22 protein-coding genes, 1 pseudogene and 1 other annotated feature are annotated in these 20473 nt (G+C 27.2%); of the genes and pseudogenes, 5 read left to right on the top strand and 18 right to left on the bottom strand.

Translation table 11 applies throughout. The annotated features are described in order from the left end of the window. The 6 genes and pseudogenes from I2E83_RS02715 to I2E83_RS02740 form a co-directional block, all read right to left on the bottom strand. A pseudogene (locus tag I2E83_RS02715) lies at positions 1–479 on the bottom strand (DNA topoisomerase); the annotation flags it as partial. Between the two features lie 97 nt (positions 480–576). Further along, on the bottom strand, positions 577–810 hold the full coding sequence (locus I2E83_RS02720; RefSeq protein ID WP_195428448.1) for a hypothetical protein: 234 nt from the start codon (positions 808–810) through the stop codon (positions 577–579). A 13-nt stretch (positions 811–823) separates the two neighbouring features. Continuing rightward, the gene (locus I2E83_RS02725) at positions 824–1081 is read right to left on the bottom strand and encodes a hypothetical protein (protein ID WP_195428450.1); all 258 of its coding nucleotides are present in this window, start codon (positions 1079–1081) and stop codon (positions 824–826) included. Positions 1082–1109: 28 nt separating this feature from the next. After that, positions 1110–1925, bottom strand: coding sequence for a radical SAM protein (locus I2E83_RS02730; protein WP_195428452.1), 816 nt, complete (start codon positions 1923–1925; stop codon positions 1110–1112). A gap of 16 nt (positions 1926–1941) precedes the next feature. Beyond that, the gene (locus I2E83_RS02735; protein WP_195428454.1) at positions 1942–2415 is read right to left on the bottom strand and encodes a hypothetical protein; all 474 of its coding nucleotides are present in this window, start codon (positions 2413–2415) and stop codon (positions 1942–1944) included. A gap of 9 nt (positions 2416–2424) precedes the next feature. Further along, positions 2425–3591: an MFS transporter gene (locus I2E83_RS02740; RefSeq protein ID WP_195428456.1), complete on the bottom strand. Its 1167-nt coding sequence runs from the start codon at positions 3589–3591 to the stop codon at positions 2425–2427. A gap of 379 nt (positions 3592–3970) precedes the next feature. On the opposite strand from I2E83_RS02740, the gene I2E83_RS02745 reads away from it, so the two are divergent. Further along, on the top strand, positions 3971–4336 hold the full coding sequence (locus I2E83_RS02745; protein ID WP_243249536.1) for an IS110 family transposase: 366 nt from the start codon (positions 3971–3973) through the stop codon (positions 4334–4336). Here I2E83_RS02745 and I2E83_RS17950 read toward each other — a convergent pair. Continuing rightward, a complete protein-coding gene (locus tag I2E83_RS17950) occupies positions 4302–4595 on the bottom strand; it encodes a hypothetical protein (RefSeq protein ID WP_195428458.1) in 294 nt (97 codons plus the stop codon). The genes I2E83_RS02745 and I2E83_RS17950 overlap by 35 nt on opposite strands. A 698-nt stretch (positions 4596–5293) precedes the next feature. Further along, entirely contained in the window at positions 5294–7489 is a 2196-nt protein-coding gene (locus tag I2E83_RS02755) for a DNA topoisomerase III (RefSeq protein ID WP_195428459.1), read from the bottom strand. A gap of 216 nt (positions 7490–7705) precedes the next feature. Between I2E83_RS02755 and I2E83_RS02760 the strand changes: the two genes are divergently transcribed. Beyond that, on the top strand, positions 7706–8104 hold the full coding sequence (locus I2E83_RS02760) for a hypothetical protein (protein ID WP_195428460.1): 399 nt from the start codon (positions 7706–7708) through the stop codon (positions 8102–8104). Between the two features lie 239 nt (positions 8105–8343). Here I2E83_RS02760 and I2E83_RS02765 read toward each other — a convergent pair whose 3' ends face one another. The 3 genes from I2E83_RS02765 to I2E83_RS02775 are packed head-to-tail and all read right to left on the bottom strand — an operon-like array spanning position 8344 to position 11028. Beyond that, a complete protein-coding gene (locus I2E83_RS02765; RefSeq protein ID WP_195428461.1) occupies positions 8344–9087 on the bottom strand; it encodes an SDR family oxidoreductase in 744 nt (247 codons plus the stop codon). A gap of 26 nt (positions 9088–9113) precedes the next feature. Then, positions 9114–10046 carry a dipeptidase gene (locus I2E83_RS02770; RefSeq protein ID WP_195265560.1) on the bottom strand — a complete coding sequence of 311 codons (933 nt, stop codon included), beginning with the start codon at positions 10044–10046 and terminating at the stop codon, positions 9114–9116. Positions 10047–10059: 13 nt separating this feature from the next. Beyond that, on the bottom strand, positions 10060–11028 hold the full coding sequence (locus I2E83_RS02775; protein WP_195428462.1) for a metallophosphoesterase: 969 nt from the start codon (positions 11026–11028) through the stop codon (positions 10060–10062). 202 nt (positions 11029–11230) lie between these two features. Here I2E83_RS02775 and I2E83_RS02780 point away from each other — a divergent pair, with 202 nt between their 5' ends. Beyond that, positions 11231–12325: an amidase domain-containing protein gene (locus tag I2E83_RS02780; protein ID WP_347708052.1), complete on the top strand. Its 1095-nt coding sequence runs from the start codon at positions 11231–11233 to the stop codon at positions 12323–12325. A gap of 163 nt (positions 12326–12488) precedes the next feature. On the opposite strand, the gene I2E83_RS02785 is transcribed toward I2E83_RS02780, so the two are convergent. The 4 genes from I2E83_RS02785 to glyA all read right to left on the bottom strand — a co-directional run bounded on the left by I2E83_RS02785 (position 12489) and on the right by glyA (position 16878). Then, the gene (locus tag I2E83_RS02785; protein ID WP_195265567.1) at positions 12489–13448 is read right to left on the bottom strand and encodes an RsmB/NOP family class I SAM-dependent RNA methyltransferase; all 960 of its coding nucleotides are present in this window, start codon (positions 13446–13448) and stop codon (positions 12489–12491) included. Positions 13449–13501: 53 nt separating this feature from the next. Continuing rightward, positions 13502–14314, bottom strand: a complete 813-nt coding sequence (locus I2E83_RS02790) for a cation transporter (protein WP_195428464.1) — start codon at positions 14312–14314, stop codon at positions 13502–13504. A 349-nt stretch (positions 14315–14663) separates the two neighbouring features. Then, complete coding sequence (locus tag I2E83_RS02795; protein WP_195428465.1) at positions 14664–15419, bottom strand: exodeoxyribonuclease III; 756 nt, start codon at positions 15417–15419, stop codon at positions 14664–14666. A 223-nt stretch (positions 15420–15642) separates the two neighbouring features. Continuing rightward, positions 15643–16878 (bottom strand): serine hydroxymethyltransferase, encoded by a 1236-nt coding sequence (gene glyA, locus I2E83_RS02800; protein ID WP_195265573.1) that lies wholly within the window; start codon positions 16876–16878, stop codon positions 15643–15645. A gap of 217 nt (positions 16879–17095) precedes the next feature. On the opposite strand from glyA, the gene I2E83_RS02805 reads away from it, so the two are divergent. After that, positions 17096–17860 (top strand): threonine/serine exporter family protein, encoded by a 765-nt coding sequence (locus I2E83_RS02805; protein WP_195265575.1) that lies wholly within the window; start codon positions 17096–17098, stop codon positions 17858–17860. A 1-nt stretch (position 17861) separates the two neighbouring features. Next, positions 17862–18335: a threonine/serine exporter family protein gene (locus tag I2E83_RS02810; protein ID WP_195265577.1), complete on the top strand. Its 474-nt coding sequence runs from the start codon at positions 17862–17864 to the stop codon at positions 18333–18335. Positions 18336–18378: 43 nt separating this feature from the next. Here the strand turns inward: I2E83_RS02810 and I2E83_RS02815 are convergent, their stop codons facing one another. The 3 genes from I2E83_RS02815 to I2E83_RS02825 form a co-directional block, all read right to left on the bottom strand. Continuing rightward, the gene (locus I2E83_RS02815) at positions 18379–18567 is read right to left on the bottom strand and encodes a ferredoxin (protein WP_195265579.1); all 189 of its coding nucleotides are present in this window, start codon (positions 18565–18567) and stop codon (positions 18379–18381) included. Between the two features lie 157 nt (positions 18568–18724). Further along, on the bottom strand, positions 18725–19738 hold the full coding sequence (gene asnA / locus I2E83_RS02820) for an aspartate--ammonia ligase (RefSeq protein ID WP_195265581.1): 1014 nt from the start codon (positions 19736–19738) through the stop codon (positions 18725–18727). A 105-nt stretch (positions 19739–19843) separates the two neighbouring features. After that, positions 19844–20103, bottom strand: a binding site (T-box leader). Positions 20104–20175: 72 nt separating this feature from the next. Beyond that, on the bottom strand, positions 20176–20448 hold the full coding sequence (locus tag I2E83_RS02825; protein WP_195265583.1) for a metal-sensitive transcriptional regulator: 273 nt from the start codon (positions 20446–20448) through the stop codon (positions 20176–20178). Between the last annotated feature and the right edge of the window lie 25 nt (positions 20449–20473).

Genomic DNA, 20473 nt, shown 5'->3' on the forward strand with positions numbered 1-20473 from the left:
CCACAATTAGGACACTTCTTACCTGTTTTATTGTCATGAATAAATTTACTATCAGTTCCTTTTATAGATTCTATTAATGCTACAGCATAATTTCTCATTTCTTTTATAAATAAATTAGAATCTTCTTTTCCTTTACTTATTCCATCTAATCTCTTTTCCCACTTTGCAGTTAATAATGGTGATTTAAGCTCTTTTGGAACTAAATCTATAAGCTGTCTTCCCTTAGATGTAGGTATAATTTCTTTTCCCTTCTTTTCTATTACAAAAGAATTAAATAATTTTTCTATTATATCTGCTCTAGTTGCAACAGTTCCAAGCCCACCTGTTTCGTTTAATGTTTTAGCAGAATCTTTATCTACACTAATATATTTTTGAGGATTTTCCATGGCTGATAAAAGAGTTCCTTCATTAAATCTAGCTGGTGGCTTAGTTTGACCTTTACTTAAATCTACTGAATTTATCTTTATTAACTTATTTTTAATATTACAAAAATCCCCACAAGTTTTGTGATGATTTTGTAAGAAATCTTCTTCTCCTGTCTGGCTTATATGTCTTTTATAAATGATCTTAATAAGTTTATTGATTCCTGAGTATCACCTTTATCGAACGTCTGTATACACCACACAACATCCTTACAATTAACTCTTTTAATAAGTATGGGCTTTCATCCCAAACATTACAATATAAACAAATACCATTTTTCTTTTCTGCATATTCTATTATTTCTTTCCATAATTTCACATTTCTTTCTAGCCACATTTCAGAATAAAAATCAAACTTAACCAAATTATCAAAAGTAGTTGAAAACATTACATACTTTATATTATATTTTGATGCTAAATCTATTTACAGTTATTTGTCTTATTTTCGGATCGCCTGATTCTGGTTTAATATCACGAATAGGTCCCTCCAAACATTGAATATTTAATTTATTTTTTCTATTGAATGCTGATTCAAGTATCTTTTCTGCATCTAGTATTCTTTCAGGAAATATAAAATCTGATATTTCTACAAAATCATATTTTTCTAGTTTTTCTATACATTCAAAATCTTTTACATCATAATTTACACCTATCTTCATTATAATTATCCTTTCTATTATTTTATTATCATTGTTTTTTTATTTTGTCATGATAGAAATAATATTTACAATCTATTTCTAATGATTCTAAATAGTTATTTAAATCTTTCTGATAGTTCTCCCAATAGCTTAAATCCTTTTTAACATAAATATTATTATATAAATCCATTAAATCAGGATAATTCGTACTTATAAAATCTAAGACTACCTTTTTATGATTTCCTCTTAGATTCAAATTTTCAAAGCAAACATAATCAGCATATTCCTTAACACTATCCACTATCTTTTTACAATCTGTTATCCCTGGGAAAATTGGAGATATAAATGCATATGTATTTATATTATTCTCATGTAATACCTTTAAAGTATTAATTCTTTCATCAACTGAACTTGCACATGGTTCAATTTTTTCTCTAAACGTATCATCTATAGTATTCATAGAGATTCCTACTTTTATATTTTTAATTTTTTTTATTATCTTAATATCATCTAACATATTTTTAGACTTTGTTAATATTTCAATATTTGCCTCTGAATCTACTAACTGTTCTAGAACCATTCTTGTTTTTCTATATTTTTTCTCTATAGAATTATACGGATCAGTAACTGAACTAATTAGTATAGTTTTTTCTTCCATATCATTGCACTTAATATCCTTTTTAGCATCTTTTACTATTATATATTCTCCCCACTTTTCTGAACAACGAGCAAATCTATTCATAAACTCAGCATAACAATATATGCATTTATGCGTACATCCTATGTATGGATTAATTACATAATCAGCATCTGGCAATTTTGATTTTGTCAATAAATCATTTACTTCTCTATTATATAGTTTCACTTTACACCATTCTTTCTTAAACATACTTAAAATAATCTAATTGTATGTTTTCAACATAATCATATGGTTTAATTCTTTTATAATATTCTTCATTAAATATTATTTTTTCTCGATTCATACCACTTTTTCTATTATCGTACATCCACAATACTAAAGGAGTTACTTTATATAAATAATTATTCTTATCCCTTAAATATTCTCCATAGTAAGGAAACTTCTCTAAATATTCTGCTTTTATCTTTTCATATTCTAAACTATTCTTACCTATTTTTACACATCTTCCATGTATTTGTATATTTCCTATAGTTAATGCAACTAACTTATTAACATTTATAAATTTACATTTTGTAGTATAATTATATGCTCCAAAATAAATATTAAAATTTTGAGATAAATAAAACACTACCGCATTATCTATAAATACCCCATTAAATGTAGCAATCGAACATAACTTTTTCTTTTTTAATGTGTTAATTATATATTCATTCATGTATACTCCTTATTTATCTCCCTCTAAACAAATTTTATTTACGCTAATAGCTCCGCCTATAAAAATTACCACCATTAACGCTGCTAGTCCACAAACTCTGCTATATGAGAATATAAATCCTACAATTGATAACACTACAAAATTTAATGTTAATACTAAAAATGATATTATCGATAAATAAGTTGAACGTACTTCATCCTCAATTTCTTTATTCTTTATTAAAGTTAATGGTAAATTTCTTATAGGACCTACTATTGAAATTAATAATAATCCTAAAATTATCAAAATATTATTATTTGATATCATCAGCATTACTGAAAATACTAGAAGAATCATAGAATTTTTAAGCACAAATCTATTGTTAGTCTTTTCCAAAATCTTGTTAGCAAAAAATTGTGCTACTGCAGTTATTATTGTAATTAACGTGTATAAAACTCCAAATAACTTTATATCAAATCCATTTCTATTTAACATAGTTTGTGTAAGAACTGGTATATAATATTGTAGTCTCCCACATGCTTCATAAAAAACTATAAAAATTGATTCCTTCTCTAATAAAACCTTACGCAAACAAGAAAAAAATATTATTTTTGCTTCATTTGAGCCTTTACTTATATCACTTTTAAGTTTTAAAAATATTGTACAGATGAACGAACAAAACTTAAAAATAAATGTTAAGATTATTAACATCCTATATGTATCGCCATTTGCATTCTTAAGTATTGTGGAATTAAGCATCCCTGCTATTATTGGCGCAATACTAAAGCCTGCATAAAAGAAAGAAAACTGTGCTCCTAAATTAAGGTTAGTTCCCTTTACATCTTCTACTATTATTGCATCTGTATTTCCAGAAAAGAAACTCCATCCAACTGCTTCAACTAAATATATAATAAAATACATAGGAACACAGTTAGAAAAAATAAGTAAAAAACTTGAAAGAGCAAAACACCCCATTGCAACAGATAATGTTTTTTTCCTTCCAATGCAGTCACCTATTATTCCTGTTGGTATTTCTAATACTGCACATCCTATTGGAACTATTAAATTTAGTAAAGAAATAATCTGTACTGGAACCCCTTTTGTTGTGAAATATACGGTTTCTATTGGAGTAAATAAACTCAAATTCATAAATATCGATACAATTAATAACATTTTTACATTTCTTGAGTACTTCATTTGCTATTCTCCTTGTATGATATAGATATAACATTTTATAGAAAACTTAATGTATTTCTAACGAACATTAATTCATATCATTATTTTAATATTCATATTTTTAAATATATCTCGTCTAGCATCTTCAGATGCAGAACGCATATATTTTGTAATAATGGTTTTCTATTTAAATCCATTTTGGGGCCTAACCAAATTAAATATATTTTAGTATAATACTTCTAAATATATGATAGATGTAATCCTCCTGGGAAGCTTTATGAGCCTATACCCGCAAATTAGCGTATCTTTCCATCAGGTAGATTTCTATGTTTAGCTCTGGTTGGGTTTCCCTTTGGGAATTACCCATGTCACAAACAACGTTATAGGCTAACTGATAGATTTGAATTTCTATTCTATCTCTAAACTAAATTTAAAGGAGATATTTACAATATCTAAATTTTTTAATAGTCCTACAGTAGGAATTGATGTTTCAGCAGATTTTTTTTATGTTGCAATACTTGCACCCAACGGAGATGTTTTCAAGAAGCCATTTAGAATAAAGAATGATGTTAATGGCTTCAACCACTTATTAAAAGAAATAAAAAAAGTGGAAGAAGAGTTTAATATGAAAACGGCCATTTTCATGGAGTCCACAGGTGTGTACCATTTATCTCTTTTCCACTTTCTTAATAAAAACTTCGATAACACATTTGTTATCAATCCACTTGTTACTAAGTGTAACAAAATGTGGATATACGAAAAATGAATTTTCCTTTTAGTTTTTCAATCATTTCTTCATCTACAAATCTACCTGAAATACTAATTCCAACATTTTCACTACCAAGTTTTTCTGATGCATATTCAATTACATCAAGGTTAAGAGGATCTATCAATAAATCTCCTCCTGAAAAGTCTATTCTATATTTTCCATATTCTAATTGATCTATTATTTTTATTTTTTCTTCATATGATAGTTCATTATCATACTTGAATTTAGGATCTTTATTTACATTTACTTTTTCCATTCCTCCTGTGCATTTTGCGCAACACAACAGAATCTACAATTCCAAACACAGCTCCTTGTTAAATTCCATATTATAGATTCTTTACATTTTATTCATATTATCCCTCTTTTCTAACATTTATTACAATTTTTTCTTGATTCCTATTTATTATATAATTGATTTATTTATTTGCAAACTAGAACTTTCTTTCATATTTTTAAATAAATATTAATTTTTTCAATATTTATTTAATTTAATTAAAAAGTCATTGTTCTTTTATACTTTTTTTACTCCTTAATGCATTATTAATTCAGATATTGAAAGATAAAAGATAAAATAAACGATATTATATTAAAATAATGACCAAAATAGAAAAATTAAAATCTGAAAAAAGACGTACAGAAATCGAGTCATCTTCTTTTTAAAACTCGCAGAAATAGAAAGGATGCGGTGCTAAATTTAGTTCGTCACGAATATATTTAGCAAAGAATATTTTAATAATAATATATATCATTATGTTATCTATATATGCAGAACTAAATAATTTTGAATATTTTTAATTATATTTATTTTATTAAATTACATACTATTTTTCATTTCATCACTTTATTAAATTTGTTAAAAATCCAATTTATAAATGATTAATAAATCTTCATAATTTAAAAATGCCATAAATAAACATTTGAATGTTCATTTATAGCATTTAATTAAAGTTTTATCTATTTAATTTTTCCAAGTAAAGCTGAAAATGGATTATCCTCAACAGAAGTCTGTTCAGCTTCCTTTTTCATCTTCTTCATTATGTTGTTTACTTCTTTTTTATTTACCTTATCAGACTTAGAGTTAAATCTTTTATTAAATACTGAAGCCTTTTCTCTAAATGTACAATTAGTATTAGGACAAACATAAATTTGACCTTCTCCTTGTCCTCTAAGTTCTAATTTCTTTTTACATTCTGGACATCTAGCATTAGTAGTTCTACTTACATTTTCTCTATATCCACATTCTCTATCTTGGCAAACATTCATGACTCCATTCTTACCTTTTACCTCTAAAAGGTATTTGCCACAATTAGGACACTTCTTACCTGTTTTATTGTCATGAATAAATTTACTATCAGTTCCTTTTATAGATTCTATTAATGCTACAGCATAATTTCTCATTTCTTTTATAAATAAATTAGAATCTTCTTTTCCTTTACTTATTCCATCTAATCTCTTTTCCCACTTTGCAGTTAATAATGGTGATTTAAGCTCTTTTGGAACTAAATCTATAAGCTGTCTTCCTTTAGATGTAGGTATTATTTCTTTACCTTTCTTTTCTATTACAAAAGAATTGAATAATTTCTCTATTATATCTGCTCTAGTTGCAACAGTTCCAAGCCCACCTGTTTCGTTTAATGTTTTAGCAGAATCTTTATCTACACTAATATATTTTTGAGGATTTTCCATAGCTGATAAAAGAGTTCCTTCATTAAATCTAGCTGGTGGTTTAGTTTGCCCTTTATTTAAATCTACTGAATTTATCTTTAATATATCTCCTGTATTAAGCTTTGGAAGCACCTGCTCTTTTAAATCATCTTCTTTTGAATTATCATCTATTATTTCTTTATCATATAAAGCTTTCCAGCCTTTTGATTTTATAACTTGCCCCTTTGCAACAAGATTTTCTCCATTTATTTCTGCTTTAATGTTTGTTTGTATATATTCAAATGGAGGCATTAAAACACTTAGAAATCTTTTAACTACAAGGTCATATATATGTCTTTCCTCTGAACTTAAATTACTTAAGTTTGGCTTTTGTTCAGTCGGTATAATTGCATGGTGATCGCTAACTTTGCTATTATCTACAAAGCTTTTATTAGCACTTATTTTTCCCTTTAATATTTCAGATGCTGCCATTCTATATTCACCAATAGATATTGCTTTTAATCTCTCTGGAATAGTTGAAACAACATCTGTAGATATATATCTAGAATCAGTTCTTGGATATGTTAATATCTTATGATTTTCATAAAGCCTTTGCATTATTGATAAAGTTTGCTTTGCTGAATATCCCCATATTTTATTTGCATCTCTTTGAAGCTCTGTTAAATCATATAAAGCTGGTGAAAACTTCTTTTTAGGAGTTTCTGTTATAGATGTTACTTTAGCATCATGTCCCTTTAAGTTATTTAAAATCTTATTTGCTACTTCTTCATTGAAAATCCTTAAATTATTATCACTATTCATCCACTGAAGGGATATTCCATTTGCTTTTGCAGATATAGTATAAAAGTCTTTTGGTTTAAAATTCTTTATTTCATCTTCTCTATCAACTATCATAGCTAAAGTTGGAGATTGTACTCTTCCTGCTGAAAGTTGCGCATTATATTTGCATGTCAAAGCTCTTGTTGCATTAAGTCCAACTATCCAATCAGCTTCTGCTCTACATACTGCTGCCTTATATAGGTTTTCATAGTGGCTTCCAGGCTTTAAGTTCTTGAAACCATCTAATATCGCCTTATCAGTTTGAGATGATATCCATAGTCTTTTTATAGGCTTTTTAACTCCTGCCTTTTCTATAATCCATCTTGCTACAAGCTCACCTTCTCTACCAGCATCTGTAGCTATTACTATTTCTTCAATATCATTTCTATTTAAAAGCTTTTTCACTTCATAAAATTGCTTAGATGTCTTTTTTAAAACTGTTAGCTTCATATACTTAGGTAACATTGGAAGGGTTTCCATTCTCCAAGTTTTATATTTTTCATCATAACCTTCTGGATCTTGAAGACCAACCAAATGGCCTAACGCCCAAGTTATTACATACTTACTTCCTTCAATATATGATCCCTTATTTTGATTACTTTTTAGAACCTTTGCTATATCTCTACCAACAGAAGGCTTTTCTGCTAGTACTAATACTTTTCCCATATTATTAAGTCCTTTCTCTTTTAAGAGTTCTATTTTAACTCTTAACAAAATCTCTATTTATTTTCTTTTATCTAATTAAACTATATCTAATTTATAATATTCTGTAAACCTTCTTTAGTTAAACATTAGATATTCAAAGTATATTTATTATACAAAATTAGTAAATTGTTATATTTAATGATATAATAAATGATAAAAAACATAGGGGGAATATCTATGGTAGAAATATTGAAATTAATAGCTAGCATTATTAATGACTTACATGATAAAGTTTTAGATATTGTTAGCATAGCTGGATATCCATTAAATGACAAACAACTCCACTTTATATTCATGGCTTTAATAGGAATTATCATATTTGGAATAACACAAATTTTATTTAAAAAACTTGCTAGATATAGCATTACAGCAATATCTTTTATATATACATTAACAGTAATGATAGTTATAGTTTTTGCTATAGAAATACAACAAAAACTAACAAATAGAGGTAATATGGAATTTGCTGATATTGCTTATGGCTTATATGGTTTTATTTATATATTCTTTGTCTATTTACTTGTAAAACTTATTGTAATATCAATAAAGAAAATATTTAAGAAATATAAAAAATAATTATAGGCTTTTTCATACTAACTTATAGTATTGAATATCACTTTAACATATTATTTTTATTTAAAATGAATTTATTCAATTTCAAATAGGCTTTATTGCCTTTATAAAGTTAATCTCTTATTTTTATAAAGGGCGTCGCGTTTCGCGACATCCTTTTTAACCATTGATTTTACTTACTTAAAGAAGCTTTTAAACTTAAATAGAAGTTTATGTCTATTATCAATTACCTAATATTAATTCTAAATAAGTCCTCCATCAACTTTTATGATTTGTCCAGTTAAATATTTGCATGAATCATTACATATAAAGGCTACCAATTTTCCAATTTCGTCCGTCTCACCAAATCTCCCCATTGGTATCTCCTCTTCTAATTCACTTCTTTCATCTTCTGATAAAAATGCATTCATTTCTGTATTAATTACTCCTGGCGCAATTGCATTGACTCTTATTCCCATTGGCGCAACTTCCTTAGCAAGTGATTTAGTAAATAAATTTATTGCACCTTTTGAAGTAGAATATATTACTTCACATGAAGCTCCAACATCACCCCATATAGAAGATATATTAATTATATTTCCTTTCCCTTTTGAAATCATATGTGGAAGTACATGTTTACTTAAGTACATAGCTCCAAGAATATTTATTCCCATTACATTATCTATATCCTCTTTTGAAGAATCCATAAATAATCCTATAGTAGATATTCCTGCATTATTTACTAATATATCTATTTTCCCAAAGGATTCTATAACATAGTCAATCATTTCTTTGCTCATATCATAATCAGATATGTTACACTTATATAATTTACCATATCCTCCCAATGCAATTATTTCTGCTAATGTAGTTTCTGCACCATCATCATCTTTTGAGTAATTTATAATTACTGTTGCTCCTTCTTTAGCTAATTCAACGGCGATTGCCTTTCCAATACCACGTGATGCACCTGTAACTAATGCTATTTTTCCTTGTAAGTTTTCCATCTTTTTCTCCTAAATTTTAATTTATATTATAAACACTCTTTAATCACTCTTTTTACATTTTTAAAGAATATCTTATCAATTTCTGAGTTTGTGAAATTTTCTTTTATTAAGGCATCTCTAAGTTTTCCTATTTCTCCAATATTTCTAATTTCTACTTCATTTTCAATTCCATCAAAATCTGTTCCAAGTGAAAGTACATCTATTCCTCCAATATTTCTTATATGTTTAATATGTGCTATCATGGATTCAATTGTTGGAACCTTGTTTCTTCCTAAAAATGGTGCACAAAAGTTTAATCCCATCACACCACCCTTATTAGCTAATTTTACTATCATATCATCTGTTAAATTTCTTGAATGATTAGTGATTTCTCTAGAATTAGAATGAGTTGCAATAAAAGGCTTTCTGCATATATCTACTAAATCGTAAAATCCACCATCTGATAAATGAGAACAATCAGGTATTATTCCAACTCTTTCCATTTCATTAACTATTTCTTTTCCTTTAGCAGTCAAACCATTATCTTTATATTTATACCCTGCATTTGGATAGCCTATGCTATTAGGAAAATTCCATGTTAAAGTTATAAATCTTATTCCCATATCATAAACTTCTTTTACTCTTTCTACTTTTCCTTCTAACACTTCACCTTCTTCTATTGATAGAAAAGCTCCTAGTTTCCCTTTATTATTAACGCTTTCTAATTCCTTTAAATTCGTTACAATTTCAATATCATTATAATTTTCTTTTAATTCTTTCATTAAAATTTCATGCATTCTTTTAAATTCTAAATATGGATTATCTACTATATTTAGTTCTATAAAATGTGCAAAAACCTGTGCTAATGCTTTTGCTTCCTTCAATTTTTTTATATCAACTTTACAAATACTTTCCTTTAGCTTTAGGTTTTCATATAATAATCTACTAGCTGTATCACAATGTAAGTCAATTGAGTTCATATATATCTCTCCTTTATTTTGTATTTTTTATTTTAATTCCTTCTTCTTCTTTAGCATCATTTATAATTCTAATTCTCTCGTTTCTAGCCCATAATAAATAATCTTCTAGATTTTCTGGACCAGTAATAACTTTTCTTCTTGCCCAAAGAACTCCTGATTCTTGAGATTCCACGCTCCATTTTATAAGAGATATTTTTCCACTTTCTATTTCTATTGCTGTCATTGCATATGGTAACACACAACATCCATCATTAAAATATGGTGGTTCAAGACTTCCTGGCATTCTACTATTATGAGTATGTCCACATAGCAACATTTTACCATTTTCTTTTGTCCATTTTTCAAGCTTTCTATCAACTTTGCTTCCTTTTTTATTATTTTTAGCAGGGCTTGTTGGATCATTAAATCCTGCTAATCCATTTAAAAATTTCCATACATATCTTACCAAAAATCGTGATATCATCCAATAATCACAATTTATTAGATCTGCTTGATGTCCATGAGTAACTAAAAATTTTTCATTAACTGGAGTAAATTTAAAATTAATACCTTCATAAAATTTAATATCTTTAATGAACTTTAAAAAGTTTTTTCCATAATCAGCTCCAACTTTTCTTAATGCCCTATATTGTGCATAATAAAAATTTTCCCTGTTTTTTATTATATCATGATTTCCATAAATCATATAAATTCTATTTTCTTCTTTTAACCTATTAAACAATTTAAATATATCACTATAGCAATATGCAATATCATTAAAATTTCTATTCTTCCAAAGTTCATCTCCATCTCCAACTTCAACATAAGTGAAACCCTTTCTATAATAATAAGCAAGCGCCGTCTTATAAATATTTCTGTTTGGAAGAAGAGAATCATAAAAAGTTCCATCACCTCTGTGGATATCTGAAATAAACACAATATTATCTCCATCATCAAATTTTACTTCCATTGCATTATCATAAAGATAGTTTAGTCTTTTCATAAATTTCCCCTTACTTAATTTATAATATTTTATTATATGTTTTCATTACTTATTTGCTAAAAACCTCCATACAAAATACTAATAACTTATAGATAAATTTAACGTCTTTTGTATAAACTACTTATATAATTTAAAGAGGAAAGAGGCGAAATTTGTGAAGCTTAAATATAAATTTATTTTTTTTATTTTGATTTCACTATTTATTTTCAATACACTACACTTTTCTACTATTTTTGCCGAAGATTTAAATGAAGACGAGGAAGCTATTAATTTTTTAAATAATGATTTATCATCTGAAGAAATGAAACAAGAGTTCAAAGGTTTACTAGAAGATTTATTTGAACAAAGAAATGCTGCAATAGTTTCAGGAGATTGTGAACTATTAAAGGGATTTTATGATTTAAATATAAAAGTAAGTTTATGGGCATATGAAAGTGAAGCTAAAAAAACTAACTATTTAATAAATTGGTCAGAAAAACAAGCAGTTAAATTTAGAGATTTAAAATCTATTGTAAGGATAAGAAAAGTAGCTGAAAAAGAACCTGGTTTGTATGGAGTAATTTGTGATGTTGCAACAGATTTTAATTATTATTATATAGATACTCCAGATATTATTAATCATTTTAGACTTGGAACTAATCATTACCTAAACTTAAAGAAAGAAAATGATAGATATATTATCACTAAGGAATGGTATACTGACCCTTTTGCAGACTCACTTGATATAAAAAATATAAAATCTGATGAAATAAAAAATTATATATTATCTCAAAAACAACCAGAGTTTGTACCAAGTGAAAGAGTAACAAAGGCAATAGAGTACGCTCATAAATATTGTGGAGTATCTGAAGATGAAGAGTTTACTTTTAAGTATAATTCAAAATATAAAGATCATAATCCTGATGGTGGGGATTGTGCAAATTTTGCTTCACAAATTCTTTTTGAAGGTGGTGGATTCAAGAAAAATAGTTTATGGAATTACTCAGGAAAAGAAGGGACTAAGGCTTGGTTAAATGCGCAAGGATTTAAAAATTATATGGTTGGAAGTGGCAGAGCTTCATATATTGCCAAAGGCTCCTATCAGCAAACATATAAAGCTGCATTTAATATGAGACCTGGAGATTTTGTTGCATATGAAAAGAAAGGCAGAATAACTCATATATCAACAGTTACTGGATTTGACTCAAAAGGCTATCCATTAGTTACATGTCATAACACCAATAGATTACTTGTTCCTTATGACTTAGGTTGGAGTAATGATAATATAAGATTTCATTTAATTCATGTTCATTACTAAAATCTCAATCACAAAATACCACTACAAGCTTGATTTCAAATTTTGTAGTGGTATTTTTATTTATATAAACTTATTTTATTCCTTATATTTATCTAAAGAATTTACAACTATATTCATAAACTTAAATTGATAATTTGCATCACATAGCATTTTATCATCAAAACTATTCTTTATTTTTGACTAATTTAGCTATAAAAAAGCCTTCCATATTTTCATTTGGAATTATTCTTATTGATTTTGTAATTTCTTCACTATATATTTTTTCTTTATATTTGCTTAAACCTCTTATTACATTTGGTAACTCTAAATTAATTTTTTCTAAGCTCAAGTCTGGATATTTCTTTAATGCATATTCTATCACTTCTTCATTTTCAAAAGGATTTAAAGTACATGTTGAATATACCATTATCCCTCCAGGTTTAAGAGCATTATAAGCACTATCAAATAATTTTTTTTGCAATTTTGAGCATAGTGCAACTTTTTTTTCATTCCACCCCTTATATGCCTTACTACTTTTTAATGTTATTATTCCTTCTCCAGAGCAAGGAACATCTAAAAGGACCCTATCAAAGTATTTATTTAACCGTTTACCTATAGAACATCCATCAGCTCCTAAAACTATTATAGAATTTGCACCTTGTTTTTCTATATTATAATTTAATCTCTCTCTTCTTATTTCATTTACATCATTTGCTAAAATAGTAGCTTTATTTTTAGTTATATCAGCCATGTAAAGACTCTTTCCTCCTGGTGCTGCACACATATCCAAAACAACTAAATCTTCTTTTAAATCTAAAAATAAAGGAGGTAACATTGAAGATAGATTTTGTAAATATATTTTACCATATTTATAAATCTCTAATCTTCTTAAGTTACTCTCCTTAATGTCTTTTGCAATAAATGCATTTTTCAATAACGGATGATTTACAGCTTTTATTCTATTCATGCTTAATTCATCCATTACTTCCTTAGTATTACCTTTTAAAGTATTAATTCTAAATGTAGTATTTCTTCCTCTATAATAACTTTTATAAATAAGATCTAATTGCCTATCTGTAAATATATTTTCTAAAATTTCTATAAGTTCTTTTGGTAAGCTATTTTTAACTTCCTTAATTGACACTACATCACCCCTATAGTTTATTCATAATATATATTACTTTTCAATTGTATAAATTATGCTGTGATTAAATTATTTTTATTTGTTGTAAATATAATTTGCATATCTTTAAAATAATTTTCACTGTCTATTCCAATATATAATTCATTTTTTATAATTTCTTCTTCTTCTTTAGTTATTAACTGGTTATTTTCTCCTATAATAAAGTTAACTTCAATTTTAACACTTCTACCAATTTTCAATACTCTTGTTACTGCTTGTATAAAATTATACTCATTTTTTATAACTTCAACTTGCTTTTCAACTTCTACACTTATTCTTTCTGGAACCCTTACTCCAATAACTTCTTTAAAGCTATTTATAAATATCTTTAAAGGAGCTTTTAAAAATAAAATTGATGTTATTATAACCATAGTTGGATCAATATATTTTGTTATAAATGAAAATGCAGTTTTTGATATTATTGCAGATAAAATAAATCCAAATAAAACTGTAGCACTTAATATTCCATCCATTAGCCATTGTATACTTTCGGCATCTATAAGTTCAGAATTTATCTTCTTTCCTGCTTTTTTTATTCTATCGTAGAAAATAAATGAACCCAAAGTTGATACTATTGCATATACTATTGCTGATGATGTATTTACGCTATTACCTCCAAGCAATAAAGCATTTATAGCATCATATAATGACAATAAGCACATTATTATTAATATAATTGAATTTATAGATACAACTAATGGCTCCAAAACATACTTTCCAAATGGAAAATCTTCATTATCTTTTACTTCTATAACTTTACATACAACCAAAGAAGCTGACGATAATATAACACTTATAAATGAATATAGTCCATCAAAAATAATCATTTCTGATTTTATCAGTCATCCCCAAGCTAATCCAAATACTGCAAAAAATATTGTACCTAATACAGAAAATCTTAAAATATTACTTTCATTTTTGTCCATAATTTCACCTCTAACTTTTTGTAATATTCTATATTTATATATTACTCATTTCAAAAGTAATTTGTAATTTCTAATTATGCTGAAATTAATATCATAGAGGTTTTGATATTATTTCACATAAAAATATTTTAATAACACAAATGTACTTATAATTACTTATATAAGTACTCATATTGGTAATTTCTATAATGAAAAAAGCTACTTTACTATTTATTATATAAGTAGTAAAGTAGCTTAATTGTTTATTTGATTAAAGATTAATTCTAAGTTCAACTGGACAATGATCAGATCCTAAAATTTCTGAATGAATTTTAGCATCTTCTAATTTATCCTTTATTGAATCTGATACTAAGAAGTAATCAATTCTCCATCCTGCATTCTTTGCTCTTGCATTAAATCTATATGACCACCAAGAATAAGCTCCAACTTCATCAGGATAAAAATATCTAAATGTATCAACAAAACCAGCATTTAATAACTCAGTAAATTTACTTCTTTCCTCTTCTGTAAACCCTGCATTTCTTAAATTAGTCTTAGGATTTTTTAAATCTATTTCCTTATGTGCAACATTTAAATCCCCACAAACTATAACAGGCTTTTTTGTATCTAATTCCTTTAAATAATCTCTAAATGCATCTTCCCAAATCATTCTATAATCTAGCCTTGCAAGTTCATTCTTTGAATTTGGAGTATATACTGTTACCATATAAAAATTTTCAAATTCTAAAGTAATAACTCTTCCTTCTTTATCATGCTCTTCTATTCCTAGTCCATATCTTACACTTAATGGCTTTTCTTTAGTAAATATAGCTGTTCCTGAATATCCTTTTTTCTCAGCATAATTCCAATATTGATTATACCCTTCTAGCTCTAAATCTATTTGTCCTTCTTGTAATTTGCTTTCTTGAATACAAAAAATATCTGCATCCATTTCTTTAAAATATTCTAAAAAGCCTTTTGTAACACAGGCTCTTATTCCATTAACATTCCATGATATTAACTTCATATCTTCTTCTCCTTTTTGCTATAATATTATATTAATTATATTATAACACGTTTTTATTTTTATATCATTGACTACATTTTCTTATATAATTCAACTAATCAATTATGTTTTAAATAAAAAATAGTAGAAATATGTATTAAATCATTCTTATTAAAATAATACATATCTCCACTATTCTTAATTTTTATATTTTCTATGAATTAATAACTACCTATAAACTTTATTACTCATATAAAGGATGCTTTTCACATAAGGCTTTAACTCTTGATTTTAATAATTCTAAATCATTATCTTTTTTAGAAAGTGCATCATTTATAATAGACGCTACTTCCTTCATATCTTCTTCATTAAATCCTCTTGTTGTTACAGCTGGAGTACCTATTCTAATTCCAGATGTAATAAATGGACTTTTAGTTTCATTCGGTACAGTATTTTTGTTTACTGTTATTCCTATACTATCTAAAAGAATTTCTGCATCTTTTCCTGTAACATCTTTATTAGTTAAATCAACAAGTATTAAATGATTATCTGTTCCACCTGAAACTATTTTAAAATCATATTTAGTTAATTCATTTGCTAAAACATTGCAATTATTAACTACGTTTTTTATATATTCTTTATAACTTGGATCTAATGCTTCTTTAAAACATACTGCTTTTGCTGCTATAGTATGTATAAGTGGTCCTCCTTGTATCCCTGGGAATATGGTTTTATCTATTTGCTTTGCGTATTTTTCTTTACAAAGAATTAATCCACCTCTTGGTCCTCTTAATGTTTTATGTGTTGTTGAAGTTACAAAATCGGCATATGGTACTGGAGAAGGATGTACTCCTGCTGCAACAAGCCCTGCAATATGAGCCATATCTACCATGAATAAAGCTCCTACTTCATCACATATATCTTTAAAAGCTTTAAAATCAATTAGTCTTGCATATGCACTTGCACCTGCTACAATAAGTTTTGGCTTATGCTTAAGTGCTAATTCTCTAACTATATTATAATCAATAGTTTCAGTTTCTTTATCAACACCATAAGAAACAAAGTTAAATAACTTTCCTGAGAAATTTACTGGTGAACCATGAGTTAAATGTCCTCCATGGTTTAAATCCATTCCTAAAACAGTATCCCCTGGCTCTAATACTGAGAAATAAACAGCCATGTTAGCTTGTGAACCTGAATGTGGTTGAACATTTGCATGTTCAGCACCAAATAGTTCTTTTGCCCTTTCTCTTGCTATATCTTCTACTTCATCAACTATATGACAACCACCATAATATCTTTTATTTGGGTATCCTTCAGCATATTTGTTTGTAAGAAATGAGCCCATAGCTTCCATTACTGCTTTTGATGCAAAATTCTCTGATGCAATTAGTTCAATTCCATCTTGCTGCCTTTTTAATTCTTTTTCTATTAATTCATAAATTGCTTTATCTTCTTTTGAAATATTTTCAAAATTCATTTTATCACCCCAAATCCTTTTTTACTAAATTATAAATATAATTCAAATAATAATCAATTAATATTTCTAAATTATTCTTGTTTTTTTATAAATTTATAAAGTAGTTCCTTATTAATATGATATATATTATTAATTCTGAAAAGTAGTATATACTATATATAAAGCTATTGTGTTATAATACCTTAAGAAAATTTTTAGATTATAAGGAGCATACAATATGGATATGAATGAAATACTTCACGTTGCAACTTTCGCTGGAAAAATAATGCTTGAGTCTGGTGGAGAAACATATAGAGCTGAAGAAATAATATGGAGAATTTGTAAAATCTATGGAGTAGAAGAAGCAGAAAGCTTTGTTACTACAACTGGTATTATGGTTTCAGTATGTCATGAAGGAAAAACTTATTCATTAATTAGAAGAGTTTCAACAAGAACTATTGATTTAGATAAGGTTGATAAGGTAAATGATTTATCTAGAAATATTATAAGTCGAGGTTTATCTGTATCCGAATTAAAAAATCAACTTCAAATAATAAATAATGGAGAAAGATACAATAATAAAACTGCAATATTAATTTCTGCATTAGGTGCCTTTTGCTTTGTATTTCTTTTTGGTGGTAAAATAAAAGAAGCTATTGCTGCTTTTTTCATCGGACTTGTTATAAAATCTGTATCCATAAAATTTTCTAGCCTTGAAATAAATCAGTTCTTTATAAATAGCATTTCAGCAGGAATTGCTGCTATAATGGCTATTATATTTTTAAAGTTAGGCTTTATAAATGACATAGACAAAACTATAATCGGCTCCATAATGCTATTAGTTCCAGGCCTCGCTATTACAAATGCAATAAGGGATACTATATCTGGAGATTTACTAGCTGGACTTACAAGAGCAGCAGAGGCTTTTTTAGTTGCTATATCAATAGCTGTAGGTACAGGAGCTGTACTTAGTTTTTGGATTTCTACTTTTGGAGGACTATAATATGCTAATACAATCATTATTTGCATTTTTTTCTACTCTTGGTTTTGGTATATTATTTAATATAAAAGGTCAAAAATTATTTTATGCTGCTTTAGGTGGTGGATTAAGTTGGTTTATAAGCATATATTGTGAGAGCTTAGGATTTAATACTACTTCATCATTTTTTATTTCATCAATTATATTTAGTATTTACTCAGAAGTTCTTGCAAGAATATTAAAAACCCCTGTTACAACACTTATAATTTGTGCCTTAATTCCATTAGTTCCTGGCGGAGGAATGTATTATACTATGTATGAAGCTATAAATGGGGATATAATGAAGTCTTTAGAAATAGGTTTAACTACACTAGCAAATGCTGGTTCACTTTCTCTTGGCGTTATATTTGTATCAACAGTTACTAGACTTTTAATGTCTGCTAGAAAAAAGAGAGAATTTAGAGAATTAGAAAGACGTGCAAAAAGAAAATTTAAATAATAAAGCCATACACTATAATATCCTTTAGTGTATGGCTTTTAAATTATTCTTCTATTGAAATAGCTGTTACTGGACAGCTTTCACAAGCTTCTCTTGTTGCATCTTCAAATTCTGCTGCAACAGTTCCTTCTATAGCAACTGAAACTCCTGTTTCTAATGAAAATACTTCTGGACAGACTCCTTCGCAAAGTCCACAAGATATACATGTATTTTCGTCAACAAATGCCTTCATGCAATTCGCCTCCTTTACTCACATTATCTTATATCTTCAAAAGTTAATGTGCATTTATAAGTTAATATACCATAATTATAAATAATTATTTTCATTTGTCAATATTATTAGACAAGCATTATTACTAATAAATATTAATTATTCCTTATTTAATAGATTATAATAAGTTTATGTCGTTTTCTCTACATACTTTTAAATTTTTTTCATCCCATGTACTTGCTTGTACTTCTCCTATATGAGCTTTATTTAAGAAATACATACAAATTCTAGATTGTCCTATTCCTCCCCCTATTGTATAAGGTAATTCTCCATTCAATAGCATCCTATGAAAATCTAAACTTCTTCTATCATCATTTCCAGAAACTCTAAGTTGATAATCTAATGCTTTTTCATCTACTCTTATTCCCATTGAAGATAGCTCTACAGCTCTATCTAAAAGAGGATACCAGAATAATATATCTCCATTTAAGTTCCAATCATCATAGTCAGGGCTTCTTCCATCATGCTTTTCTCCTGAACTTAAAACACCTCCGACCTTCATTAAAAATACTGCTTTATGTTCTTTGCATATAGCATCTTCTCTTTCTTTTGGAGTGTATTCTGGATACTTATCTTCTAACTCTTGAGTAGTTATAAAAAATATTTCTTCTGGCAACTTATCTTCACCTTTGATTAAATCTTTATGGACATAATTTTCAGTTTCCTTAAAAACATCATAAATACTTCTTACTACTTCTTTTAGTTTTTCTTCAGTTCTATCTTTTTTATCTATAACTTTTTCCCAATCCCATTGGTCTACATAAATAGAATGTAAATTATCTAATTCTTCATCTCTTCTTATTGCATTCATATCAGTATATAATCCTTCTGATACTTTAAATCCATATCTATGAAGGCTTAATCTTTTCCATTTAGCTAATGAATGAACTATTTCCACATCATTTCCAGTTGCTAATACATCAAACTTTACTGGTCTTTCTACTCCATTTAGATTATCATTAACACCGCTTTTAGAATCAACAAATAATGGTGCTGAAACCCTTGTTAAATTTAAGCTTTCTGCTAGTTTCTTTTCAAAGAAGTCTTTTATTTTTTTAATATGAACCTCTGTTTCAATTAATGTTGTACTACTTTTGTAACCTTCTGGTATTATTATTCCTTCTACTTTCATTTTAAATTTCCCCCTTCAAATAAGTAATTAATTAAATTTAAATAATCAAATCCCCAAGAGTAAAACAGTTTTATTACAATAAAAAAAGCTTTCATCCTTTATATATAAAAGGATGAAAGCTATAATTCCATGTTGCCACCTTAATTCACTATTACTTCACAATAATAGACTCTTCAAGTACGTAAGTAAAACTTAGATACTCTAGCACTATAACGGGTGCAACCCGGTTACCGCCTACTAGTTGTTATCTTTCGGGGTACGGCTCAGAGATGTTATTCAAATTAACTTTCTTATTCTACTCACAGCAAATGTAGAACTCTCTGAAAAGATACATCAATTTTACTTCTTCTCATCATAGCCTGTAATTCAATTATTTATAAAGAATATTATCACTTTATTAATATCTTGTAAATATCTATTTAAAATTTTTTCAATATTTATTTTACAAATGTATTTATAGTTTTTATTAATTGTTTTAAAGTTTCTTGCTCACATGAGCCCTCTTCAATACCTAAGCAATTATTTGCATAATACTCAATAGTTAATCCACCTACTCTGTTTATTGCTGATCTAATAGCTGATATTTGTACTAATATATCAGAGCAACACACATTTTTCTCCATCATTCCTTGAATTCCTTTTACTTGGCCTTCAATTCTTTTTAATCTATTTACTATATCTTTTCTTAGCTTTTCATTTTCCTCTTCCATACTTAAAACCTCCATAATACTATAC

Origin of the sequence: Clostridium sp. D46t1_190503_E9 (genome assembly GCF_015555225.1) — a bacterium.
In the GTDB taxonomy this organism is placed as follows: domain Bacteria; phylum Bacillota; class Clostridia; order Clostridiales; family Clostridiaceae; genus Clostridium.